This is a genomic window from Pseudomonas sp. AK-TSAG1-1, assembly GCF_056821665.1.
Map to the genome: position 1 here is coordinate 432,746 of NZ_CM165965.1, position 20,468 is coordinate 453,213.

Here is a 20,468-nt window from a genome sequence, read left to right on the forward strand (position 1 = left end):
CAAACCGAATCCTCTGATCGAGATACACAAGTGATCGAAAATCTACGTAACATCGCCATCATTGCCCACGTTGACCATGGTAAGACCACCCTGGTAGACAAACTCCTGCGTCAATCCGGCACTCTGGAGCGCAACGAGCTCAACGACGAGCGCGTGATGGACTCCAACGACCAGGAAAAAGAGCGCGGTATTACCATTCTGGCGAAAAACACCGCCATCAACTGGAACGGCTACCACATCAACATCGTGGACACCCCGGGCCACGCCGACTTCGGCGGCGAAGTTGAACGCGTAATGTCGATGGTTGACTCCGTTCTGCTGCTGGTTGACGCTCAAGACGGCCCTATGCCGCAAACCCGTTTCGTGACCAAGAAGGCTTTCGAAGCCGGCCTGCGTCCAATCGTGGTCATCAACAAGGTTGACCGTCCAGGCGCGCGTCCGGACTGGGTTCTGGACCAGATCTTCGACCTGTTCGACAACCTCGGTGCAACCGAAGAACAACTGGACTTCCAGGTTGTTTACGCCTCGGCCCTGAACGGCATTGCCGGTCTGGATCACACCGCCATGGCTGAAGACATGACCCCGCTGTACCAAGCGGTAGTCGACCACGTTCCGCCTCCGGCCGTTGACCGTGACGGTCCGTTCCAGATGCAGATCTCGGCTCTGGACTACAACAGCTTCCTGGGTGTTATCGGTGTTGGCCGTATCGCTCGTGGTCGCGTCAAGCCGAACACCCCGGTTGTCGCTATCAGCGCCGACGGCAAGCGCCGCAACGGTCGTATCCTGAAGCTGATGGGTCACCACGGTCTGCACCGCATCGACGTTGAAGAAGCAGCGGCCGGCGACATCGTCTGCATCAGCGGTTTCGACGAGCTGTTCATCTCCGACACCCTGTGCGACATCAACACCGTCGAGGCGATGAAGCCTCTGACCGTTGACGAGCCAACCGTTTCCATGACCTTCCAGGTAAACGACTCGCCATTCTGCGGTAAAGAAGGCAAGTTCGTGACCTCCCGTAACATCAAGGATCGTCTGGACAAAGAGCTGCTGTACAACGTTGCACTGCGCGTTGAAGAAGGCGACTCGGCTGACAAGTTCAAGGTTTCCGGCCGTGGTGAGCTGCACCTCTCGGTACTGATCGAAACCATGCGTCGCGAAGGCTTCGAGCTGGCCCTGGGCCGTCCTGAAGTGATCATCCGTGAAGTTGACGGCGTGAAGCAGGAACCGTTCGAAAACGTGACCATCGACATCCCTGAAGAATCGCAGGGCAAGGTCATGGAAGAGATGGGTCTGCGTAAAGGCGACCTGAGCAACATGGTGCCGGATGGCAAGGGCCGTGTTCGTCTGGAATACAACATCCCTGCTCGCGGTCTGATCGGTTTCCGTAACCAGTTCCTGACCCTGACCAACGGTGCTGGCATCCTGACCTCGATCTTCGACCGTTACGCTCCAGTGAAGTCGGGCCACATGTCCGGCCGTCAGAACGGCGTTCTGGTTTCGGTTGAAACCGGCAAGGCACTGACCTACTCCCTGGAAACCCTGCAGGCTCGTGGCAAGCTGTTCGTAGAACACGGCCAGGAGATCTACAACGGTCAGATCGTTGGTCAGAACAGCCGCGACAACGACCTGGGTGTAAACCCGACCAAAGGCAAGAAGCTCGACAACATGCGTGCTTCGGGTAAAGACGAAACCATCGCTCTGGTTCCACCTGTTCGCTTCACCCTGGAACAGGCTCTGGAATACATCCAGGAAGACGAGCTGTGCGAAGTTACGCCTAAGTCCATCCGTCTTCGCAAGAAGATCCTGGACGAAAGCGAGCGTACCCGCGCTGCCAAGAAAGCCAAGGCGTAATTTAGCCCGAGCTTGAAAAAACGCCCCCGGTCGCGAGACCGGGGGCGTTTTTGTTTGTCTGGGGTTTAACTGAGGTTTGTGCGGTGTTTGTGCTGGCCTCTTCGCGAGCAAGCCCGCTCCCACAAGAGTTCGATGGCATACACAAGATTTGTGTTCACCGAGAATCTACTGTGGGAGCGAGCCTGCTCGCGAAGGCGGCCGATCAGCCGCCGAAAATCTCAAGGCAGATCAAAACTTCTCGATTGCCCGGAAATTCTGCACACGCTCGACTTCTTTCGGCTTGTACGCGCAATACCCCGGGCGCGGCCCGATCTTGGGGTGATTGCGGCAGGTGTCCGGGCGCTTGTCATAAATGGTGCACAGGCGGCTCTTACGATCCAGGTAGTAGCAATCGTTGTTGCTCATGCGCTGCAGGGTGAAGATCCCCGACTTCTGATTGAAACGCTCGACCAGTCCTTCCTTTTGCAGGCGCTTGGCGATGTTCTTCGGCGGGTCGCCCAGTTCGAACTCGTCGACCACACCGATGCGCACCAGGTCCTTGATCTTGACCTCGACCGGCAGCGTGCAGCAGCTCGACATGCAGGAGCCGCACATCGGGGCCGAATATTTGGCCCACGTATCGAGACGGTCGATCTCGGCAGCGGCAATCAGGTTGGGCTTCATCATCGGGAATTACCAGGCGTGTGCATCAGGGCGCGCGATCATACCGGGACTGGTGGATTTTTGAACAACCTTTCGCCAGATTTTTGCAAATGTCGCTCAACTGGCCGGCAGTACGGCACGGCCCCTGCATTCATTAGCCCACTCGCCAAGGTAATGCCGGGCGATCTCACCGTCTCAGGAAAAACTGCCGAACCTGCGCCTCTACCGTCGGTCAGACCGTCTAGGCTCAGACAATTCCCCGCTCGCTCGAGGTCCTATCGATGACTCAAGAACCACTAGTTCGCGAAGCAGAGGTGGCCGCATTCCGCGACGCCGTCCTGACCAAACTCACCTACGCGGTGGGCAAAGACCCGGATCACGCCTTCGACCATGACTGGTTCGAGGCCATCGCCCTGGCGGCGCGTGATCACATGGTCGAACACTGGATGGACCACACCCGGCAGATCTACCGCAAAGGCCAGAAGCGGGTGTACTACCTCTCGCTGGAATTTCTCATTGGCCGCTTGCTCTACGACAGCCTGAGCAACCTAGGCCTGCTCGATGTCGCCCGTGAAGCGCTGACGGAACTGGGTGTCGATCTGGAGCGCATCCGCTTATTGGAGCCGGATGCGGCACTGGGCAACGGTGGTCTCGGGCGTCTGGCGGCGTGCTTCATGGAAAGCATGTCGACCCTCGGCATCGCCGGTCACGGCTACGGCATTCGTTATGAACACGGGCTGTTCCGCCAGGCCATCGTCGATGGCTGGCAGCAGGAACAGACCGAACACTGGCTGGATTTCGGCAACCCGTGGGAATTCGAGCGGCCGGAAGTCGTTTACACCATCGGTTTCGGCGGCAGTGTCGAAACCGTCACCGACGTTTCCGGCAAGTCCAAACAAGTCTGGTCGCCGGCTGAAACCGTGCGGGCGATTGCCTACGACACGCCAGTCGTCGGTTGGCGCGGGGCCAGCGTCAACACCTTGCGCCTCTGGCGGGCGCGGGCCATGGAAGACCTGCACTTGGAACGCTTCAACGCCGGTGACCACTTGGGTGCCGTCGCCGAAGTGGCCCGGGCCGAAAGTATTTCCCGCGTGCTTTACCCGGCGGACAGCACCGAGGCCGGGCAGGAGCTGCGCCTGCGGCAGGAATACTTCTTTGTCGCCGCTTCCCTGCAGGATTTGCTGCGTCGTCATCGCAACATGCACACCTCGGTGCTGACCCTGGGCGACCATGCGGCGATCCAGCTCAACGACACCCACCCCTCGATTGCCGTCGCCGAGCTGATGCGGCAACTGGTCGATGTCTACGACGTGGCCTGGGATGCGGCGTGGCAAGTCACCGTCGATACCTTGTCGTACACCAACCACACGCTGCTGCCCGAAGCACTGGAAACCTGGCCGGTCGGCCTGATGGAACGCATGTTGCCGCGGCACATGCAGATCATCTATCTGATCAACGCCCAGCACATCGATTCGCTGCGGGCCAAGGGTATTCATGACTTCGACGTATTGCGCGCGGTGTCGCTGATCGAAGAGGACAACGGTCGTCGGGTACGCATGGGCAACCTCGCGTTTCTCGGTTCGCACAGCGTCAACGGCGTGTCCGGGCTGCACACGCAGCTGATGCGCAAGACTGTATTTGCCGAACTGCACAAGCTCTACCCGGAGCGGATCAACAACAAAACCAACGGCATCACCTTCCGGCGCTGGCTGTATCAGGCGAACTCTGAGTTGACCTCGATGCTGGTCGATGCGCTGGGGCCGGACTTGCTGGACAACCCCGAAGAGCGCTTGCTCGATCTGCAGCCGTTCGCCGAGAAACCCGCGTTCCGCAAAGCCTTCGCCGAGCAGCGCCTGCACAGCAAAAAGGCTCTGGCCTATCTGATTCACGAGCGGCTGGGGATCGCGGTCAATCCGGCTGCGATGTTTGATGTGCAGGTCAAACGGATCCACGAATACAAGCGTCAGTTACTTAACCTGATGCACACCGTGGCGCTGTATCAGGCGATTCGCGCCGAACCTGAGGTCGACTGGGTGCCCCGGGTGAAGATCTTCGCCGGCAAGGCGGCTGCCAGTTATCACCAGGCCAAACTGATCATCAAACTGACGAACGACATTGCTCGGGTGGTGAATAACGACCCGACCGTGCGCGGCCTGCTCAAAGTGGTGTTTTTGCCCAACTACAACGTCAGCCTGGCCGAGAGCATCATTCCGGCGGCGGACTTGTCCGAGCAGATTTCCACTGCCGGGTTCGAAGCCTCGGGCACCAGCAACATGAAGTTCGGCCTCAACGGCGCGCTGACTATTGGCACCCTCGATGGCGCCAACGTGGAAATGTGTGAGCGCATCGGTGCGGAACACATGTTCATTTTCGGTCTCAGCGCGCAGCAGGTTGAAGCGCGCAAGCAGAACCACGAATTCAGCGCCGCGCCGGATATCGCCGCGTCTCATCGTCTGAACGATGTGCTGCAAGCGATTCGCAGCGGCGTGTTCTCGCCGGACGATACGTCGCGTTATACCGGACTGATCGATTCGTTGGTGGACTACGACCGCTTCCTGGTCTGCGCCGACTTTGACTCCTACTGGGAAGCGCAAAAACGCGTCGACGCGCACTGGCACGACTCCAACAATTGGTGGCGCTCGGCAGTGCTCAACACGGCGCGGATGGGCTGGTTCTCCTCCGACCGGACCATTCGCGAGTACGCCACCGACATCTGGAAGGCACTGGAGTAATTTTCTGCAACAAATGTGCGCAAGGCCCAACGTTTGTTGGGCCGGATCGATATACTGAGCGCCGGTTACCGGCAGCCTCAGTCACCGCCATTCCAATGTAGGAGTGAGCCTAGACTGAAGCAACTGCCGGGATTGCCCCGCCTCGGGGCTGCTCAGGGATATCGACCATGCAATGGATGTTCATGTTGATCGGGCTGCTGCTCGGCTGGCTGCTCGATGAGTCGTTCAGCGCCGCGCTGCTGGGTGCATTGCTCGGACTGGCGATCGGGCAAACGCTGCGCATCGCCCGGCTTGGCTCGCAGGCGGCGGAGCAACAGCGCCAACTTGAACAGACGAAGCTGGCCTTGCAGGGCGTCGCGCAGCGCCTGTATCTGCTGGAAGGCTCCCCCTCTCACGCGGTGCCACCGGCAGATGCGGAACCGCTCAGCGAGCCCGTCGACATCGCCGAAGCTGCCGCAGCGCCGGAATTGGTCTGGGAACTGCCACCCGAACTCGAACCGATCTCCACCGTCGCCAGCGAAACCAGCCAGCCGCTACCGGCCGATGTCTGGCATCTGGACGCAATCACTGACGAGCCTGCAAAACCTGCGCAACCCGCCGAACCCCGTGGCCCGAACCTCATCGAGCGTGGTATCCGCGCCGCGCGCAACTGGCTGTTCGGCGGCAATACTGTGTTGCGGGTCGGCGTGGTGCTGTTGTTCTTCGGTCTGGCCTTCCTGTTGCGCTACGCCACTGAAGGCATGGTGGTGCCGATCGAATTGCGTTATGCCGGTGTCGCGGCCGCGGCGTTGGCCCTGCTGGCGCTGGGCTGGTGGCTGCGTCGACGCAACAGCAGTTATGCGCTGATTTTGCAGGGCACCGGGATCGCGGTGCTGTACCTGACGGTGTTTGCGGCGATGCGCCTGCAGCCGTTGCTCGACCCGTCCGCCGCGCTGGGACTGTTGGTGGCCGTGACGGTGTTTTCGGCGATCCTTGCCATCACTCAGGATGCGCTGGGGCTGGCCGCTGCTGCGGCATTGGGCGGTTTCGCCGCGCCGATCCTGACCTCGACGGGGGAGGGCAATCATGTCGCGCTGTTCAGCTATTTCGCGCTGCTCAACGCCGGCATTCTCGCCATCGCCTGGTTCAAGGCCTGGCGCCTGCTCAACCTGATCGGCTTCGTTGGCACTTTCGGTATCGGTTTCGCCTGGGGGCTGCGTTCGTATGCGCCTGAGCTGTTGTGGAGCACCGAGCCGTTCCTGATTCTGTTCTTCCTGATGTACCTGGCCATCGGCCTGCTGTTCGCCCGGCGCAAGTTGCTCGACATGCCCGACGCGCCGGCGGACGGCGACCGCGAGGCGCTGCTGCACTGGTCGGCACGCAAGGGCGATTACGTCGACGGCACGATGCTGTTCGCGCCACCGATCGTGGGTTTCGGTCTGCAGTTTGCGCTGGTGCAGCATCTGGAGTTCGCCGCCGCATTCAGCGCACTGGCGCTGGGCGTGATCTACATGGGCCTGGCCCGTTTACTGATGGGCGGTCGTGCCTTGTTGCTGGGCGAAACCTGTCTGGCGCTGGGAGTGATTTTCGCCAGCCTGGCGATCCCGCTCGGCCTCGATGCGCGCTGGACGTCAGCGGCCTGGGCGGTGGAAGGCGCGGGGATTTTCTGGCTCGGCCTGCGTCAGCAGCGGCCGTTCGCCCGGGCGTTTGCCTTGCTGCTGCAACTGGGTTCGGCACTGGCGTTTCTCAGTCAGTTGCGCGTCGGCGAAAGCAGTCTGCTCGATGGCGCACCGTTGGGCGCATTGATGCTCGGCATCGCGTTGCTGTTCAGTTTCTATCAACTGCGCAAGGCCGCGCCGGAGCAAGCTTCGCCGTGGGAGCGCCAAGGCCTTCCGGTGCTGGCGGCTTTAGGCCTGACCTTCCTGTACCTGCTGGCGCCGCTGTTCTTCTTTGTTCAGGTCACGGCGATCAGTTGGGCGCTGGCCGGGCTGGTGACGTTGTTCGCCGGCCTGCGCCTGCAATCACGCACGTTCCTGTTCACGGCATTTGCCGTGCAACTGCTGGGTGGTGCGTTGTTCCTGCTTCGCCTGCAAGGCGCGGGTGAAGATTCGGCAGCAGTGTTCAGCGCCGGCTGGAACGGGTTGCTCAGCGCGTCGTTGATTGGCCTGGCGCTGATCGCCGGCATGCTGCTGGCGGCGCGTGACGAAATGGTGCGCGGCGATGTGCGTCTGCTGCGTGGTTTGTCGGTGGTGCTGTTGGCAGGCTTGGTGCTGATCAATCTGGCGGTGCTGTTCGTGTTGCCGTGGCAAACCGCGAGCGCGGTGTGGGCGGCCAGCGGCTTGTTGATCATCTGGCTGAGCCTGTACCTCAAGCAGCGCCTGAGTTTTGTCTTCGGCTTGTTGTTGCAGTTGATCGGCGGCGCGGCGTTTTTGCTGGCCGGTCCCGAGTTGCTCGGGCCGCTGTCCAGCGAAGGTCTGCGCCCGCTCGCCCATGGCGGCTTCTGGACGCCGCTGGTGCTGGGGCTGGCCGCCATGATCGGCGCCTGGCGCCTGCAACGGGGCAATCATGCCTCGGCCTTCGATGTGCTGGGTTTGCAGCGCCTGTCTGAAGTGCTGCTGGTGTGGGGGGGCGGATGGTGGGCGCTGGCGTGGGTCAGCGAAGTGCTGCGATTTGCGCCACTGAACTTGCAGGCGACGCTGTTGCTGCTGGTCGCCGCATTGAGCGTGGCGTTGTGGACACTGCTGTCGCTGCGCCTGAAATGGCCGGCGCTGGGTCTGCTGTGCACCTTGCTGATTCCGGCAGCGGGCCTGGTGCTGCTGGCGGCGTGGCATCCGCGTTATCACCCGGCGGCGAATGTCGGCTGGCTGGCGTGGGCACTGGTGTTTGTCGTGCACTTCTTAAGCTTGCGGCGACTGACGCCGATGCTGCCGGCACGGGCCTTGAGCGCGGCGCATGTGCTCGGCTGCTGGCTGCTGATCGGCGTGCTGGCGCTGGAGTTGCGCTACGGCCTGCTGCTGTTGTCCGAGCAATACAACGCCTGGCGCTGGCTGGGCTGGGCGATCTTGCCGAGCCTGTATCTGTTGCTGGCGGCGGCTCCACGCAACTGGCCGTGGCCGGTGGCAGCGTTCCCTCGCGAATATCGCTTGTACGCCGCAGCGCCCTTGGCGGTGCTGATGCTGGCGTGGTTCTGGCTGGCCAACGGCGTCAGCGACGGCAACGCCGAACCGCTGCCGTACGTGCCGTTGATCAACCCGCTGGAATTGGGCCTGCTGTTCGCCCTGTTCGGGGTATATGTGTGGTCACGCCATGCCGTGACGCAGTTTGCGCTGCGCAAGGATTACGCCGAGTACGCCACGCAGTTGGTTGCCGGGGTTTCGCTGTTCGCCTTGTGCACCGCGCTGGTGACCCGCGCCGCGCACCATTGGGCGGGGATTCCGTTCGAGCTGGATCTGCTGCTCGAATCGATGCTGGTGCAAGCCGGGTTATCCATCGTCTGGACGCTGATGGCGCTGGGCCTGATGATCGGCGGGCATTTGCGTCATCGGCGCGAGGTGTGGCTGATCGGCGCGGCGCTGATTGCGCTGGTGGTGGCGAAACTGGTTTTTGTCGAATTGAGCAACCGTGGCGGCCTCGCCCGGATCGTCTCGTTTATCGGCGTCGGCGTGTTGCTGCTGGTGGTGGGCTACTTTGCGCCGCTGCCGCCCAAACGCGTCGAAGCCGGACCGGCGGCGGACAAGCCTGTCCCGGACACCGAAGGAGTTTCATCTTGAGTCGCATGCTGAATCTGGGGTGGTTGGCGCTGGGCGTGGTGATGGCTGCCGGCGCCCAGGAAAAACCGACGGACTTTGCCACGCAGGTGCCGTTGGCGGTGAGTGGCAATGGCCCCTGGTATCGCCTCGAACTGCCATTGAGCGCGCAATTGCAGGCACGCCAGACCGATCTGAGCGACCTGCGGGTGTTCAACGCCGCCGGCGAACCGCAAGCCTACGCCCTGGCCCGCGAATCGGCGCAGACCCGCGACGACGGTCAGTTGCATGAGGTGAAGTGGTTCCCGCTGTACAACGCCGCCGACGCCAGCGAGCGCGCGCCGAACGTACGCGTGCAATCGACCACCACCGGCACGCTGGTGGAAGTGCAGCCGTCCAGCCAACTGGAGGCTGGTGAAGAAGTGCTGCGTGGCTGGCTGCTCGACGCCAGTGCAATCAAGGCGCCGTTGCAGCAGTTGATCCTCGACTGGACCAGCGAGCGCGACGGCTTCCAGCGCTTCAGCATCGAGGCCAGTGATGACTTGCAGCACTGGCAGGCGTGGGGCGAAGGGCAGGTTGCGCGGCTGACCTTTTCCGATGAGCGTATCGAACAGCACGAAGTGGCGCTGCCGGGGCAACCGGCGCGGTATCTGCGTCTGCTGTGGGATGCGCCGACGTCGGCGCCGACCCTGACGTCGGCACAACTGAAAAGCAGTGATCCGCGCAACGTGCCGCTGCCGTTGGTCTGGTCGCAAGCGCTGGCCGGCAGCAGCACCAAGGCCGGCGAATACACCTGGCAGTTGCCGATGGGGCTGAACGTCGAGCGGGTGCAGGTTGAACTCACGCAACCGAACAGCCTGGCCCCGGTTACTCTCGCAGGCCGGCGCGAGAGCAGCCTGCCGTGGCAGACCCTGAGCAACGGTTTGCTGTATCGCCTGACCCAGAATGGTCAGGACGTGGTGCAGAACGAATTGCAGTTGTACGGGCAGCCCGTGCAGCAGCTGAAACTGAGCGTGGATGAGCGCGGCGGTGGCCTGGGCGAGCAGGCACCTGGCCTGAAATACGCGGTGCGGGCGACGCAGGTGATTTTCCTCGCGCGCGGCGAAGGGCCTTACAGCCTGGCGTTGGGCAACCCGAGTGTGAAAACGGCTAACCTGCCGCTGACCACGCTGATTCCGGATTTCAAACCGGAGAAACTCGCAACGCTGGGCAAGGCGACAGTGCAGGGTGAAGTGGTTGCCACGCAGGCTGCGCCGGCAACCACGACGGCGGTGGCCGAGACCAACTGGAAGAAAATCGGGTTGTGGGCGGTGTTGTTGGTGAGCGTGGTGTTCCTCGGGGCGATGGCGGCGAGCCTGTTGCGCAAGCCACCGACCAACTCCTGAGAATGGCTGGCGCTGCGCGCCATTCGCGAGCAAGCCCGCTCCCACAGGAGATCTTCAGTGGGCATAAGGTTTGTGTTCAATCGAGATCCCCTGTGGGAGCGGGCTTGCTCGCGAAGGTGTCCGGTCAGGCAACAAAATTTCTGACCGGACGCAGGGCGCCATGCACCACCCGTCCCGATTCGAACTACGCTGAATCCGGTGCCTGAACTCTCCAGGCCTGATCACGTCTGATAGAAGCAATTGCGCCCCAATGCACGTTACCGGGCGTCATCGCTCGCTACGTTTTCAGACTCCCTGTAAACTGCGCGGGTTTTTAGCCCCCCATTCCACCGGAGCCGTCCATGTCCCGCGTTACCCTGAGTCGCTATTTGATTGAGCAGACCCGCAGCAATAACACTCCTGCCGATCTGCGCTTCCTGATCGAAGTGGTGGCGCGTGCCTGCAAAGAGATCAGCCACGCCGTGTCCAAAGGCGCCCTGGGTGGAGTTCTGGGCAGCATGGGCACTGAAAACGTCCAAGGCGAAGTGCAGAAGAAGCTCGACGTCCTGTCGAACGAAATCCTGCTCGAAGCCAACGAATGGGGCGGTCACCTGGCCGGCATGGCGTCCGAAGAAATGGACAATGCCTACCAGATCCCGGGCAAATACCCGAAAGGCGCGTACCTGCTGGTTTTCGACCCACTGGACGGCTCGTCGAACATCGACATCAACGCCCCGGTCGGCACCATTTTCTCGGTACTGCGTTGCCCGAACGAATACCTGAGCCAGAACGAGCCGCTGAACGAAAAAGCCTTCCTGCAGCCAGGCACCCAGCAAGTGGCTGCCGGTTACGCGATCTACGGCCCACAGACCATGCTGGTGCTGACCCTCGGTGACGGCGTCAAAGGCTTCACCCTGGACCGCGAAATGGGCAGCTTCGTCCTGACCCACGAAGACATCACCATTCCTGAATCGACTCAGGAATTTGCGATCAACATGTCCAACCAGCGCCACTGGGAAGCCCCGGTACAACGCTACGTCAGCGAACTGCTGGCCGGCGAAGAGGGTCCGCTGAAAAAGAACTACAACATGCGTTGGGTTGCCGCGATGGTGGCCGACGTGCACCGCATCCTGACCCGTGGCGGTCTGTTCATGTACCCACGTGACAGCCGCGAGCCGTCCAAGCCGGGCAAACTGCGTCTGATGTACGAAGCCAACCCGATGTCGTTCCTGGTGGAACAAGCGGGCGGCGCGTCCACCGACGGTCACCAGCGCATCCTCGACATTCAGCCTGAAGGCCTGCACCAGCGCGTAGCGGTGTTCCTCGGTTCGAAAGAAGAAGTCGCTCGCGCTACGGCCTACCACAAGGAATAAACCATGAACGCGCCCTGGCAGCCGTTGCTCGACTGGTGGTTCGGACACGCCGAATCACCCGACGGGATATCGGCTGACAAGGGCAAGTTGTGGTTCGGTAAGCGAGACAGCCAAGACCTCGAAGCGCGTGAGCGTTTCGGGGTCTTTGTCGATCAGGCCCTGGCCGGCGGTTTGACCGAGTGGACGCAACGTCCCGAAGGTTGGCTGGCCGTGGTGCTGCTGCTCGATCAACTGCCGCGAATGATCTTTCGCGACTCCCCCAAAGCGTTTTCCGGTGATCTGCGCGCGCAGAAGCTCGTCGCGCAAGGCATTGCTGCGGACTTCGACCGGCAACTGAAGCCGATCCAGCGCGTATTCATTTATCTGGTGTTCGAACACTGCGAAAACCTCGCGGTGCAGAACGAGGCGGTGTCCAGATTTATCGAGCTGGTGGCTGAACAACCGGAAGGGGAGAGGGCGGTGTTTGCCGACAATCTGGACTATGCCGAGCGGCATCAGAGAGTGATTGCGCGATTTGGCAGGTTTCCGCATCGCAATGCGGTGTTGGGGCGGGAGTCTACGGCTGAGGAGTTGGTGTTTCTTTCCGAACCGGGTTCCAGGTTCTAAATTTTCATTGCGGCATCCCTCTTCGAGCAGGCTCGCTCCCACTTTGAAATGCATTTCACTTGTGGGAGCGAGCCTGCTCGCGAAGGGGTCAGTGGCTGCGCCTTAAATCCTGAAACTGCCCACCAACTGCTTCAACCGCGCCGCCTGCTGCTCCAGATCCGAGCACGCGCGCAAGGTCGCCTGCAGGTTCTCCACGCCTTCCTGATTCAGCGTGTTGATCTCGTTGATATCGACGTTGATCGACTCGACCACGGCAGTCTGCTCTTCAGTTGCGGTGGCCACCGACTGGTTCATCCCATCGATCTCGCCAATGCGCTGGGTCACGCTGCCCAGGCGCTCGCCCGCCTGGTTGGCGATGCCGACGCTGCTTTCGCTCTCGCGTTGGCTCTCGGTCATGATGCTTACCGCCTGTCGTGCGCCGACCTGCAGTTCTTCGATCATCTTCTGCACTTGCTGGGCCGAGTCCTGGGTACGGTGTGCGAGGTTGCGCACTTCGTCAGCGACCACGGCGAAACCACGCCCGGCTTCACCGGCACGTGCGGCTTCAATCGCGGCGTTGAGTGCCAGCAGGTTGGTCTGTTGCGAGATGCTGGTGATCACTTCCAGAATCTGGCCGATGTTCACCGTGTTGCTGTTGAGGGTTTCGATGTTGCCGCAGGAGTCGCTGATTTTTGCCGACAACTGCTGCATGGCGTGGATGGTTTTATCCACAACCTGCTGACCGTCGACTGCCAGGCTGCGCGCATCGCTGGAGTGTTGCGAGGCAAGGGCGGCGTTCTGGGCGATTTCCTGGGCGGCGGCGCCGAGCTGGTTGATCGCCGCGGCCACGCTATTGGTGCGGCTGGCCTGCTGGTCGGAGTTGTACATCGACGAGTTCGAGGCCGCGACCACGCGCAGGGCCACTTCGTTGACCTGGCCGGTGGCCGAGGACACCTCGCGGATCGAGGTGTGAATGCGCTCGACGAAGCGGTTGAACGACAGGCCCAGCGCACCGAACTCGTCGTGGCCGTGAATCACCAGACGTTTGGTCAGATCGCCTTCACCTTCAGCGATGTCGTGCATGGCGCGACCCATGGTGAGCAGCGGTTGCATCAGCACGCGGATCAGCATGCCGAGCAGGGCGATGATGATCACTACGGCAATCACCATGGCGATCAGCGCCGAGGTGCGGAATTCGCTGAGCATCGAGAATGCGGTGTCTTTATCCAGCACCAGCGCCACATACCAGTCAGCCGATGGCACGCCGTTGACGCGGGTGAACGAGACCAGTTGGGTCTTGCCGTCGAACTCGACTTCTTTCAAACCGGGGCTGACTTTCGGCGCGCCGTTCGGGTAGGCCTCGGCGAGGGTCTTGAGCACCAGTTTGCTGTCCGGGTGGATCAGGATCTTGCCCTCGCTGCTGACAATGAACGCGTGGCCGTGGCCGCCGAAGTTCAGCGAGTTGATAATCGCGCTGACACTGGTCAGGTCGATGTCCGCACCGGCCACACCAATCATCTGGCCCTGGCGCTGTACCGGGGTGGCGACGGTGATCACCAGTTTGCCCGACGAGGCGGCGATGTAGGGTTCGGTGACGATGGTCTGCTGGGCGCTGTTGGCCGCCTTGTACCAGCCGCGCGCACGCGGGTCATAGTCCGGCGCGCGGTTGCCGGCGGGCACCGAGAACATCACGCCGTCGGCTCCACCGAAGTAGCTGAGCTGGAAATTGCCGGTGTAGGCGGGCAGGTCGATGATGCGTTTCAGGCTGGCGGGTGCGCTGCCGTCGGCGGCGACTTGCTGTGACAGCGACTGCAGCAACTGGATGCGGCTCTCCAGCCAGGTCTGGATGTTGCTGGTGGTCAGGCTGCCCAGTTCCTGCATCGAAGCTTCAGTGCTGCTGCTCAGGGCTTCGCGTTGTCGATAGTCGTTGAAGAAAATGAAACAGGCGAACGCAACGGCCACCACGAGGGCGGCAGCCAACAAGATCTTGTGGCTGAATTTCATGTTTCTGGTCATCGAATGAACTACCGCGAAGGGGCTGGTCGAGAAAGGGCGGCAATTTGCCACACTCGGGGGCTTTGCGCTGCTCTTATTTCGACCGCGGCGCGCCAAAGATTAGGCGGTTTTTGTGAAATGCGACGAAATGCTCAATAGCGGCAAAAAGTCGCTGATTTGCCGGTAAATGCCAGACGAGCGGAGCAATAAATAGCCACCCGCGTGGGGAACCAGACAGGGGTTTTCTCTTCTAAGCTTCTGGTTGGCGCCATGCCATCCCCCTTCCGCTCCAGGAGTTACTTCATGTCGCTGCGATCTATCGCCCTTCTGACCTTTTGCGTGCTGTTGGCCGCGTGCAGCAAGGTCAATCAGGAAAACTATTCCAGGCTTTCGGCCGGCATGGCCAAGGCCGAAGTTGAGACGCTGCTCGGCAAACCCACCGACTGTTCGGGTGCGCTCGGCATGTCCAGTTGTACCTGGGGCGACCAGAAAAGCTTTATCAGCGTGCAGTACGCCGGTGACAAAGTGTTGATGTTTTCCGGCCAAGGCCTGAAGTAAACCGGGGCTACGCGCCCACGGGAGAAAAATAATGAAGCGGTTATTGTTTGTCTTTTTTGCCGGCCTGGTACTGGCCGGCTGCGCCACACACGGTGAAGATCCGCTGGCGCCCAAGACAGCTCACAGCGTCAACCTCAAGCGTTACCAGGGCACCTGGTACGAACTGGCGCGCCTGCCGATGTACTTCCAGCGCGATTGCGCGCAATCCGAAGCGCATTACTCGCTCAAGCCGGATGGCAACGTCGATGTGCTCAATCGCTGCCTGACTGCGGACTGGCAATGGGAAGAGGTCAAGGGCACGGCTTATCCACAAGTGCCGGGCAAGACCGACAAGTTGTGGGTCGAGTTCGATACCTGGTTCTCGCGGCTGATTCCGGGTGTGGCGAAAGGCGAATACTGGGTGTTGTACGTCAGCGATGACTACAAGACCGCCATCGTCGGCGACCCGAGCCGCAAGTACATGTGGCTGCTGTCGCGCACGCCGACCGTCAACGGTGTGGTGCGTGAAGAGCTGCTGAGCAAGGCCCGGCAGCAAGGTTACGACACCACGCGACTGATCTGGCGGGCGTCGGATCGGCAGATGGCCAAGACCTCGAACTAAGCATCGCCACAAATCAAAAATGTGGGAGCGAGCCTGCTCGCGAAGGGTGTTTCAGTTAACGAAAATGTTGACTGATACACCGCTTTCGCGAGCAAGCCCGCTCCCACATTTTGTTTTGGGTCAGCCCAGAAGTTCGCGCAGAACCTGGGTGAAGGCGCGGGCGCTGTCCTCTTCGCCAGCATGCCGGCCATCGCGCACCACCCACTGGCCGTTGACCAGCACATCGCGCACCTGACGATCACCACCGGCAAACAACCAGCGATTCAAAATCCCGTCACCATTGGCCGTCGCCAGATACGGATCATTGCCATCGAGCACGATCCAGTCCGCGCGCTTGCCGACTTCCAGCGCGCCAATCGGCTGCCCCAGTGCCTGGGCGCCGCCCTCCAGCGCCGCGTCATACAGCGTGCGCCCGACCATCGGCTGATCCGCGCCATACAAGCGATTGCGCCGCTGATCGCGCAGACGCTGACCGTATTCCAGCCAGCGCAATTCCTCGACCACGCTGAGCGACACATGACTGTCGGAACCGATACCCATGCGCCCGCCCTGCGCGAGGAAATCCACCGCCGGGAAAATCCCGTCGCCAAGATTGGCTTCGGTGGTCAGGCACAGGCCGGCGATGGCGCGACTCCTGGCCATCAGCGTGACTTCTTCCGGGTTGGCGTGCGTGGCGTGAACCAGGCACCAGCGCTGATCGACCTCGGTGTTTTCGTAGAGCCATTGCAACGGACGGCGACCGCTCCAGCTCAGGCAGTCATCGACTTCCTTCTGCTGTTCGGCGATGTGAATGTGCACCGGGCACTGCTTGTCACTGGCCGCCAATACTTCGTTGATCTGCTGCGGGGTGACCGCACGCAACGAGTGAAAACACAGGCCCAGCGATTGCGCCTTTTGCTGCGCCAGCAGCGGTTGCAGGCGCGATTGCAGCTTCAGGTAGTTTTCGGTGCTGTTGATGAAGCGGCGCTGGCCGTCGTTCGGCGTCTGGCCGCCAAACCCCGAGTGGCTGTAGAGCACCGGCAGCAGGGTCAGGCCGATGCCGCTGTCACTCGCGGCCTGGCTGATGCGCAGCGCCAGTTCAGCCGGGTCAGCGTAGGGCTGGCCGTTGTGGTCGTGATGCACGTAATGGAATTCGGCAACCGAGGTGTATCCAGCCTTGAGCATCTCGATGTACAGCTGACGGGCGATCACGCCGAGCTGCTCCGGGCTGATTTTTCCGACGAGCCGATACATCAGGTCGCGCCAGGTCCAGAAACTGTCATTGGGGTTGCCGGCCACTTCGGCCAGGCCCGCCATCGCGCGCTGGAAGGCGTGAGAGTGCAGATTGGGCATGCCCGGCAGCAGCGGACCGCTCAGCCGTTCGGCGCCGTCTGCGGTGGAATCGGCCTGGATGTGGGTCAACACGCCATCGGCGCTGACCTCAAGACGTACATTGTTGGCCCATCCGTTAGGCAGCAGCGCGCGTTCGGCAAAGAAGGCGGACATGGTTCAGCACCCCATCGTGTGTTATTTGTATATACATATACAGACGTTTGCCTGCCCGGTAAACTCCGGCAAGCTAGCAACCTTCATCCAGAAAACAGGGATCAACCGTGCCGACTCCGCCTCCAGTCTCCCCGTTGGCCGCGAACATGGGCGACAGTCCGGCGCCCTTGTACGCTCGCGTCAAGCAGATGATCACCCAGCAGATCGACAGTGGTAACTGGCCGCCGCACTATCGCGTGCCGTCGGAAAGCGAGCTGGTCAATCAACTCGGTTTCAGTCGCATGACCATCAACCGGGCCTTGCGCGAGATGACCGCCGACGGCCTGCTGGTGCGCATGCAGGGCGTCGGTACGTTCGTCGCCGAACCAAAAAGCCAGTCTGCGCTGTTCGAGGTGCACAACATCGCCGACGAAATCGCCTCCCGTGGTCATCGCCACACCTGTCAGGTGATCACCCTCGAAGAAGAGGCTGCCGGTTCCGAGCGCGCACTGGCGCTGGACATGCGCGAAGGGCAGAAGGTGTTCCACTCGCTGATCGTGCATTACGAGAACGACATTCCGGTGCAAATCGAAGACCGTTTCGTCAACGCGCTGGTCGCCCCGGAATACCTCAAGCAGGACTTCACCCTGCAGACTCCATACGCCTATCTGAACCAGGTGGCGCCGCTGACCGAAGGCGAGCATGTGGTCGAAGCGATCCTCGCCGAGCCGTCCGAGTGCAAGTTGCTGCAGATTGAAAAAGGCGAGCCGTGCCTGTTGATCCGCCGTCGTACCTGGTCGGGGCGTCAGCCGGTGACCGCTGCGCGTCTGATCCACCCCGGTTCCCGTCATCGTCTGGAAGGTCGGTTCCACAAATGAAAGAGTTGAAGGTTTTACGCGCCGAAGGCTACCCACGCATGCCGTGGAAAAACGGCGGCGGCAGCACCGAAGAAATCACCCGTGACGCAGGCGCCGGCCTTGATGGTTTCGGTTGGCGCCTGTCGATTGCCGACATCGCCGAGTCCGGCGGCTTTTCGACCTTTGCCGGGTATCAGCGAGTGATCACCGTGTTGCAGGGCGATGGCATGACCCTGCGCGTCGACGGTGATGACACGCGCCCGCTGTTACCTCTGGACCCGTTTGCGTTCAGCGGCGAGAGCCAGGTGTCCTGCACCTTGCTCGGTGGGGCGATCCGCGATTTCAACCTGATCTATGCGCCGCAGCGTTACAGCGCACGGTTGCAGTGGCTGGAGGGTGAGCAACGGTTTTTCAGCTCGGCGGGGACGCTGCTGGTGTTCAGTGTCGGTGAGCTGCTGCATGTGCAGGTCGACGACAGCACTGCACAGCTCGGTCGGCATGATTGTGTGCAGCTGGACGGTAATGCCGGATTGGTTGAAGTCTCCACCAATGCCGCATGCTGCGTGATCGAGCTGACTGCACGCTGATTTTTATGCGCAAAAGCCTGTGGCGAGGGAGCAAGCGCCCTCGCCACAATGGCATTCACACTGACTGTTTCCCTTCTCGCACCAACTTGTTACCGAACGCCCCAGCGTGGCGCAAAACCACGCTTTCGTAGCCGCTGTTCACATCCTTCATGCACCCCCGCAAAAAATTTCATCAGCGCCACAACCCTTGTGTCAGGCGGTCTTCAGCCCTGCCCGCAATTTATCCCGGAGCGCTCTTCAACAAGTTGGCCGCGCGATTGCATATGCTTGTATGTACAAGTAAAGACGTATGCGTATGAGTCGTCAGAGGTTCTCCGCAGCGTCCCTGATTCGCTTGTCGCGCCAAGGGGTGCACAAGCCGCTTGCCCACCGCCAGGGTTGGTTTGAATTGATCGCTGAGGAGTCTTTTTCGTGACTGACAATACCCAGAAACCTACGAAGTATCGTGACGTCGAAATTCGTGCATCGCGCGGCAACACGCTGACCGCCAAGAGCTGGCTGACCGAAGCGCCGCTGCGCATGCTGATGAACAACCTCGACCCGGAAGTGGCCGAGAACCCGAAAGAGCTGGTGGTTTACGGTGGTATCGGTCGCGCGGCGCGCAACTGGGAGTGCTACGACAAGATCGTCGAAAGCCTGACCCATCTGAACGACGACGAGACCCTGCTGGTGCAATCCGGCAAGCCGGTAGGCGTGTTCAAGACCCACGCCAACGCCCCACGCGTGCTGATCGCCAACTCCAACCTGGTGCCGCACTGGGCGAGTTGGGAACACTTCAACGAACTCGACGCCAAAGGCCTGGCCATGTACGGCCAGATGACCGCTGGCAGCTGGATCTACATCGGCAGCCAGGGCATCGTCCAGGGCACCTACGAAACCTTCGTTGAAGCCGGTCGCCAGCACTACAACGACAACCTCACCGGCAAATGGGTGCTGACTGCCGGCCTCGGCGGCATGGGCGGCGCCCAGCCACTGGCTGCAACATTGGCCGGTGCCTGCTCGCTGAACATCGAATGCCAGCAGGTGAGCATCGATTTCCGCCTGAAAAGCCGCTACGTCGACGAGCAGGCCAAAGACCTCGACGACGCTCTGGCGCGTATCGCCAAATACACCCAAGAAGGCAAGGCGATCTCCATCGCGCTGCTGGGTAACGCCGCAGAAATCCTGCCGGAACTGGTCAAGCGTGGCGTGCGCCCGGACATGGTCACCGACCAGACCAGCGCCCACGACCCACTCAACGGCTACCTGCCGGCGGGCTGGACCTGGGACGAATACCGCGCCCGCGCCAAGACCGAACCGGCCGCCGTGATCAAAGCCGCCAAGCAGTCGATGGCGGTGCACGTCAAAGCCATGCTGGATTTCCAGAAACAAGGCATCCCGACCTTCGACTACGGCAACAACATCCGTCAGATGGCCCAGGAAGAGGGCGTCGAGAACGCTTTCGACTTCCCGGGTTTCGTCCCGGCCTACATCCGTCCGCTGTTCTGCCGTGGCATCGGCCCGTTCCGCTGGGCGGCGCTGTCGGGTGATCCGCAGGACATCTACAAGACCGACGCCAAGGTCAAGGAACTGATCCCGGACGACGCCCACCTGCACAACTGGCTGGACATGGCCCGCGAGCGCATCAGCTTCCAGGGTTTGCCGGCACGTATCTGCTGGGTCGGCCTGGGCCTGCGCGCCAAGCTTGGTCTGGCATTCAACGAAATGGTCCGCAGCGGCGAGCTGTCGGCGCCGATCGTGATCGGTCGCGACCACCTCGACTCCGGCTCGGTCTCCAGCCCGAACCGCGAAACCGAATCGATGCAGGACGGCTCCGATGCCGTCTCCGACTGGCCACTGCTCAACGCCCTGCTGAACACCGCGAGCGGCGCGACCTGGGTCTCGCTGCACCACGGCGGTGGCGTGGGCATGGGCTTCTCGCAGCACTCGGGCATGGTGATTGTCTGCGACGGTACTGACGAAGCGGCCGAGCGTATTGCGCGCGTGCTGCACAACGACCCGGCCACCGGCGTCATGCGCCACGCCGATGCCGGTTACCAGATCGCCATCGACTGCGCCAGGGAGCAGGGCCTGAACCTGCCAATGATTACCGGTAAATAAACGCAAAAGTCGTGGGAATTGCTGTTGGTGGGAG

At 61.4% G+C, this 20,468-nt stretch carries 14 protein-coding genes and 1 pseudogene; 11 read left to right on the plus strand and 4 right to left on the minus strand.

Annotated features, from left to right (window positions below):
- Nucleotides 1-30 precede the first annotated feature (30 nt).
- Entirely contained in the window at nucleotides 31-1,851 is a 1,821-nt protein-coding gene (gene typA, locus AC1UK9_RS01950) for a translational GTPase TypA (protein ID WP_003220792.1), read from the plus strand.
- Nucleotides 1,852-2,079: 228 nt separating this feature from the next.
- Here the strand turns inward: typA and AC1UK9_RS01955 are convergent, their stop codons facing one another.
- Nucleotides 2,080-2,517: a YkgJ family cysteine cluster protein gene (locus AC1UK9_RS01955; RefSeq protein ID WP_025110918.1), complete on the minus strand. Its 438-nt coding sequence runs from the start codon at nucleotides 2,515-2,517 to the stop codon at nucleotides 2,080-2,082.
- 257 nt (nucleotides 2,518-2,774) lie between these two features.
- On the opposite strand from AC1UK9_RS01955, the gene AC1UK9_RS01960 reads away from it, so the two are divergent.
- The 5 genes from AC1UK9_RS01960 to AC1UK9_RS01980 all read left to right on the plus strand — a co-directional run bounded on the left by AC1UK9_RS01960 (nucleotide 2,775) and on the right by AC1UK9_RS01980 (nucleotide 12,293).
- A complete protein-coding gene (locus tag AC1UK9_RS01960) occupies nucleotides 2,775-5,225 on the plus strand; it encodes a glycogen/starch/alpha-glucan phosphorylase (protein WP_473014219.1) in 2,451 nt (816 codons plus the stop codon).
- Between the two features lie 167 nt (nucleotides 5,226-5,392).
- Nucleotides 5,393-8,974 (plus strand): DUF2339 domain-containing protein, encoded by a 3,582-nt coding sequence (locus tag AC1UK9_RS01965; protein ID WP_482579172.1) that lies wholly within the window; start codon nucleotides 5,393-5,395, stop codon nucleotides 8,972-8,974.
- A complete protein-coding gene (locus tag AC1UK9_RS01970) occupies nucleotides 8,971-10,335 on the plus strand; it encodes a DUF3999 domain-containing protein (protein WP_482579174.1) in 1,365 nt (454 codons plus the stop codon). Before AC1UK9_RS01965 ends, AC1UK9_RS01970 begins: the two co-directional genes overlap by 4 nt.
- 341 nt (nucleotides 10,336-10,676) lie before the next feature.
- Entirely contained in the window at nucleotides 10,677-11,687 is a 1,011-nt protein-coding gene (locus AC1UK9_RS01975; RefSeq protein ID WP_025110914.1) for a class 1 fructose-bisphosphatase, read from the plus strand.
- A gap of 3 nt (nucleotides 11,688-11,690) precedes the next feature.
- Complete coding sequence (locus tag AC1UK9_RS01980) at nucleotides 11,691-12,293, plus strand: DUF924 family protein (RefSeq protein WP_482579176.1); 603 nt, start codon at nucleotides 11,691-11,693, stop codon at nucleotides 12,291-12,293.
- A gap of 102 nt (nucleotides 12,294-12,395) precedes the next feature.
- On the opposite strand, the gene AC1UK9_RS01985 is transcribed toward AC1UK9_RS01980, so the two are convergent.
- A complete protein-coding gene (locus tag AC1UK9_RS01985; protein ID WP_371260421.1) occupies nucleotides 12,396-13,160 on the minus strand; it encodes a methyl-accepting chemotaxis protein in 765 nt (254 codons plus the stop codon).
- Between the two features lie 93 nt (nucleotides 13,161-13,253).
- Nucleotides 13,254-14,288 (minus strand): annotated as a pseudogene (locus AC1UK9_RS01990) (cache domain-containing sensor histidine kinase); the annotation flags it as partial.
- Nucleotides 14,289-14,570: 282 nt separating this feature from the next.
- Here AC1UK9_RS01990 and AC1UK9_RS01995 point away from each other — a divergent pair.
- Nucleotides 14,571-14,825 carry a hypothetical protein gene (locus tag AC1UK9_RS01995; protein WP_025110911.1) on the plus strand — a complete coding sequence of 85 codons (255 nt, stop codon included), beginning with the start codon at nucleotides 14,571-14,573 and terminating at the stop codon, nucleotides 14,823-14,825.
- Nucleotides 14,826-14,856: 31 nt separating this feature from the next.
- On the plus strand, nucleotides 14,857-15,426 hold the full coding sequence (locus AC1UK9_RS02000) for a lipocalin family protein (protein ID WP_025110910.1): 570 nt from the start codon (nucleotides 14,857-14,859) through the stop codon (nucleotides 15,424-15,426).
- Nucleotides 15,427-15,546: 120 nt separating this feature from the next.
- On the opposite strand, the gene AC1UK9_RS02005 is transcribed toward AC1UK9_RS02000, so the two are convergent.
- Complete coding sequence (locus tag AC1UK9_RS02005; protein WP_482579179.1) at nucleotides 15,547-16,911, minus strand: formimidoylglutamate deiminase; 1,365 nt, start codon at nucleotides 16,909-16,911, stop codon at nucleotides 15,547-15,549.
- A 146-nt stretch (nucleotides 16,912-17,057) separates the two neighbouring features.
- On the opposite strand from AC1UK9_RS02005, the gene hutC reads away from it, so the two are divergent.
- The 3 genes from hutC (at nucleotide 17,058) to hutU (ending at nucleotide 20,434) form a co-directional block, all read left to right on the plus strand.
- Nucleotides 17,058-17,768 (plus strand): histidine utilization repressor, encoded by a 711-nt coding sequence (gene hutC, locus AC1UK9_RS02010; RefSeq protein ID WP_163013658.1) that lies wholly within the window; start codon nucleotides 17,058-17,060, stop codon nucleotides 17,766-17,768.
- Nucleotides 17,765-18,334 (plus strand): HutD/Ves family protein, encoded by a 570-nt coding sequence (locus AC1UK9_RS02015; protein WP_482579181.1) that lies wholly within the window; start codon nucleotides 17,765-17,767, stop codon nucleotides 18,332-18,334. The genes hutC and AC1UK9_RS02015 overlap by 4 nt, the downstream gene beginning before the upstream one ends.
- A 411-nt stretch (nucleotides 18,335-18,745) precedes the next feature.
- The gene (hutU, locus tag AC1UK9_RS02020; protein WP_482579183.1) at nucleotides 18,746-20,434 is read left to right on the plus strand and encodes a urocanate hydratase; all 1,689 of its coding nucleotides are present in this window, start codon (nucleotides 18,746-18,748) and stop codon (nucleotides 20,432-20,434) included.
- Nucleotides 20,435-20,468 lie beyond the last annotated feature (34 nt).

Excerpts from the sequence above, each read along its gene's own strand:
- AC1UK9_RS01955 (WP_025110918.1), bottom strand. The coding sequence starts at position 2,517 with ATGATGAAGCCCAACCTGATTGCCGCTGCCGAGATCGACCGTCTCGAT.
- AC1UK9_RS01960 (WP_473014219.1), top strand. The coding sequence starts at position 2,775 with ATGACTCAAGAACCACTAGTTCGCGAAGCAGAGGTGGCCGCATTCCGC.
- AC1UK9_RS01965 (WP_482579172.1), top strand. The coding sequence starts at position 5,393 with ATGCAATGGATGTTCATGTTGATCGGGCTGCTGCTCGGCTGGCTGCTC.
- AC1UK9_RS01975 (WP_025110914.1), top strand. The coding sequence starts at position 10,677 with ATGTCCCGCGTTACCCTGAGTCGCTATTTGATTGAGCAGACCCGCAGC.
- AC1UK9_RS01980 (WP_482579176.1), top strand. The coding sequence starts at position 11,691 with ATGAACGCGCCCTGGCAGCCGTTGCTCGACTGGTGGTTCGGACACGCC.
- AC1UK9_RS01985 (WP_371260421.1), bottom strand. The coding sequence starts at position 13,160 with ATGTACAACTCCGACCAGCAGGCCAGCCGCACCAATAGCGTGGCCGCG.
- AC1UK9_RS01995 (WP_025110911.1), top strand. The coding sequence starts at position 14,571 with ATGTCGCTGCGATCTATCGCCCTTCTGACCTTTTGCGTGCTGTTGGCC.
- AC1UK9_RS02000 (WP_025110910.1), top strand. The coding sequence starts at position 14,857 with ATGAAGCGGTTATTGTTTGTCTTTTTTGCCGGCCTGGTACTGGCCGGC.
- AC1UK9_RS02005 (WP_482579179.1), bottom strand. The coding sequence starts at position 16,911 with ATGTCCGCCTTCTTTGCCGAACGCGCGCTGCTGCCTAACGGATGGGCC.
- hutC (WP_163013658.1), top strand. The coding sequence starts at position 17,058 with ATGGGCGACAGTCCGGCGCCCTTGTACGCTCGCGTCAAGCAGATGATC.
- AC1UK9_RS02015 (WP_482579181.1), top strand. The coding sequence starts at position 17,765 with ATGAAAGAGTTGAAGGTTTTACGCGCCGAAGGCTACCCACGCATGCCG.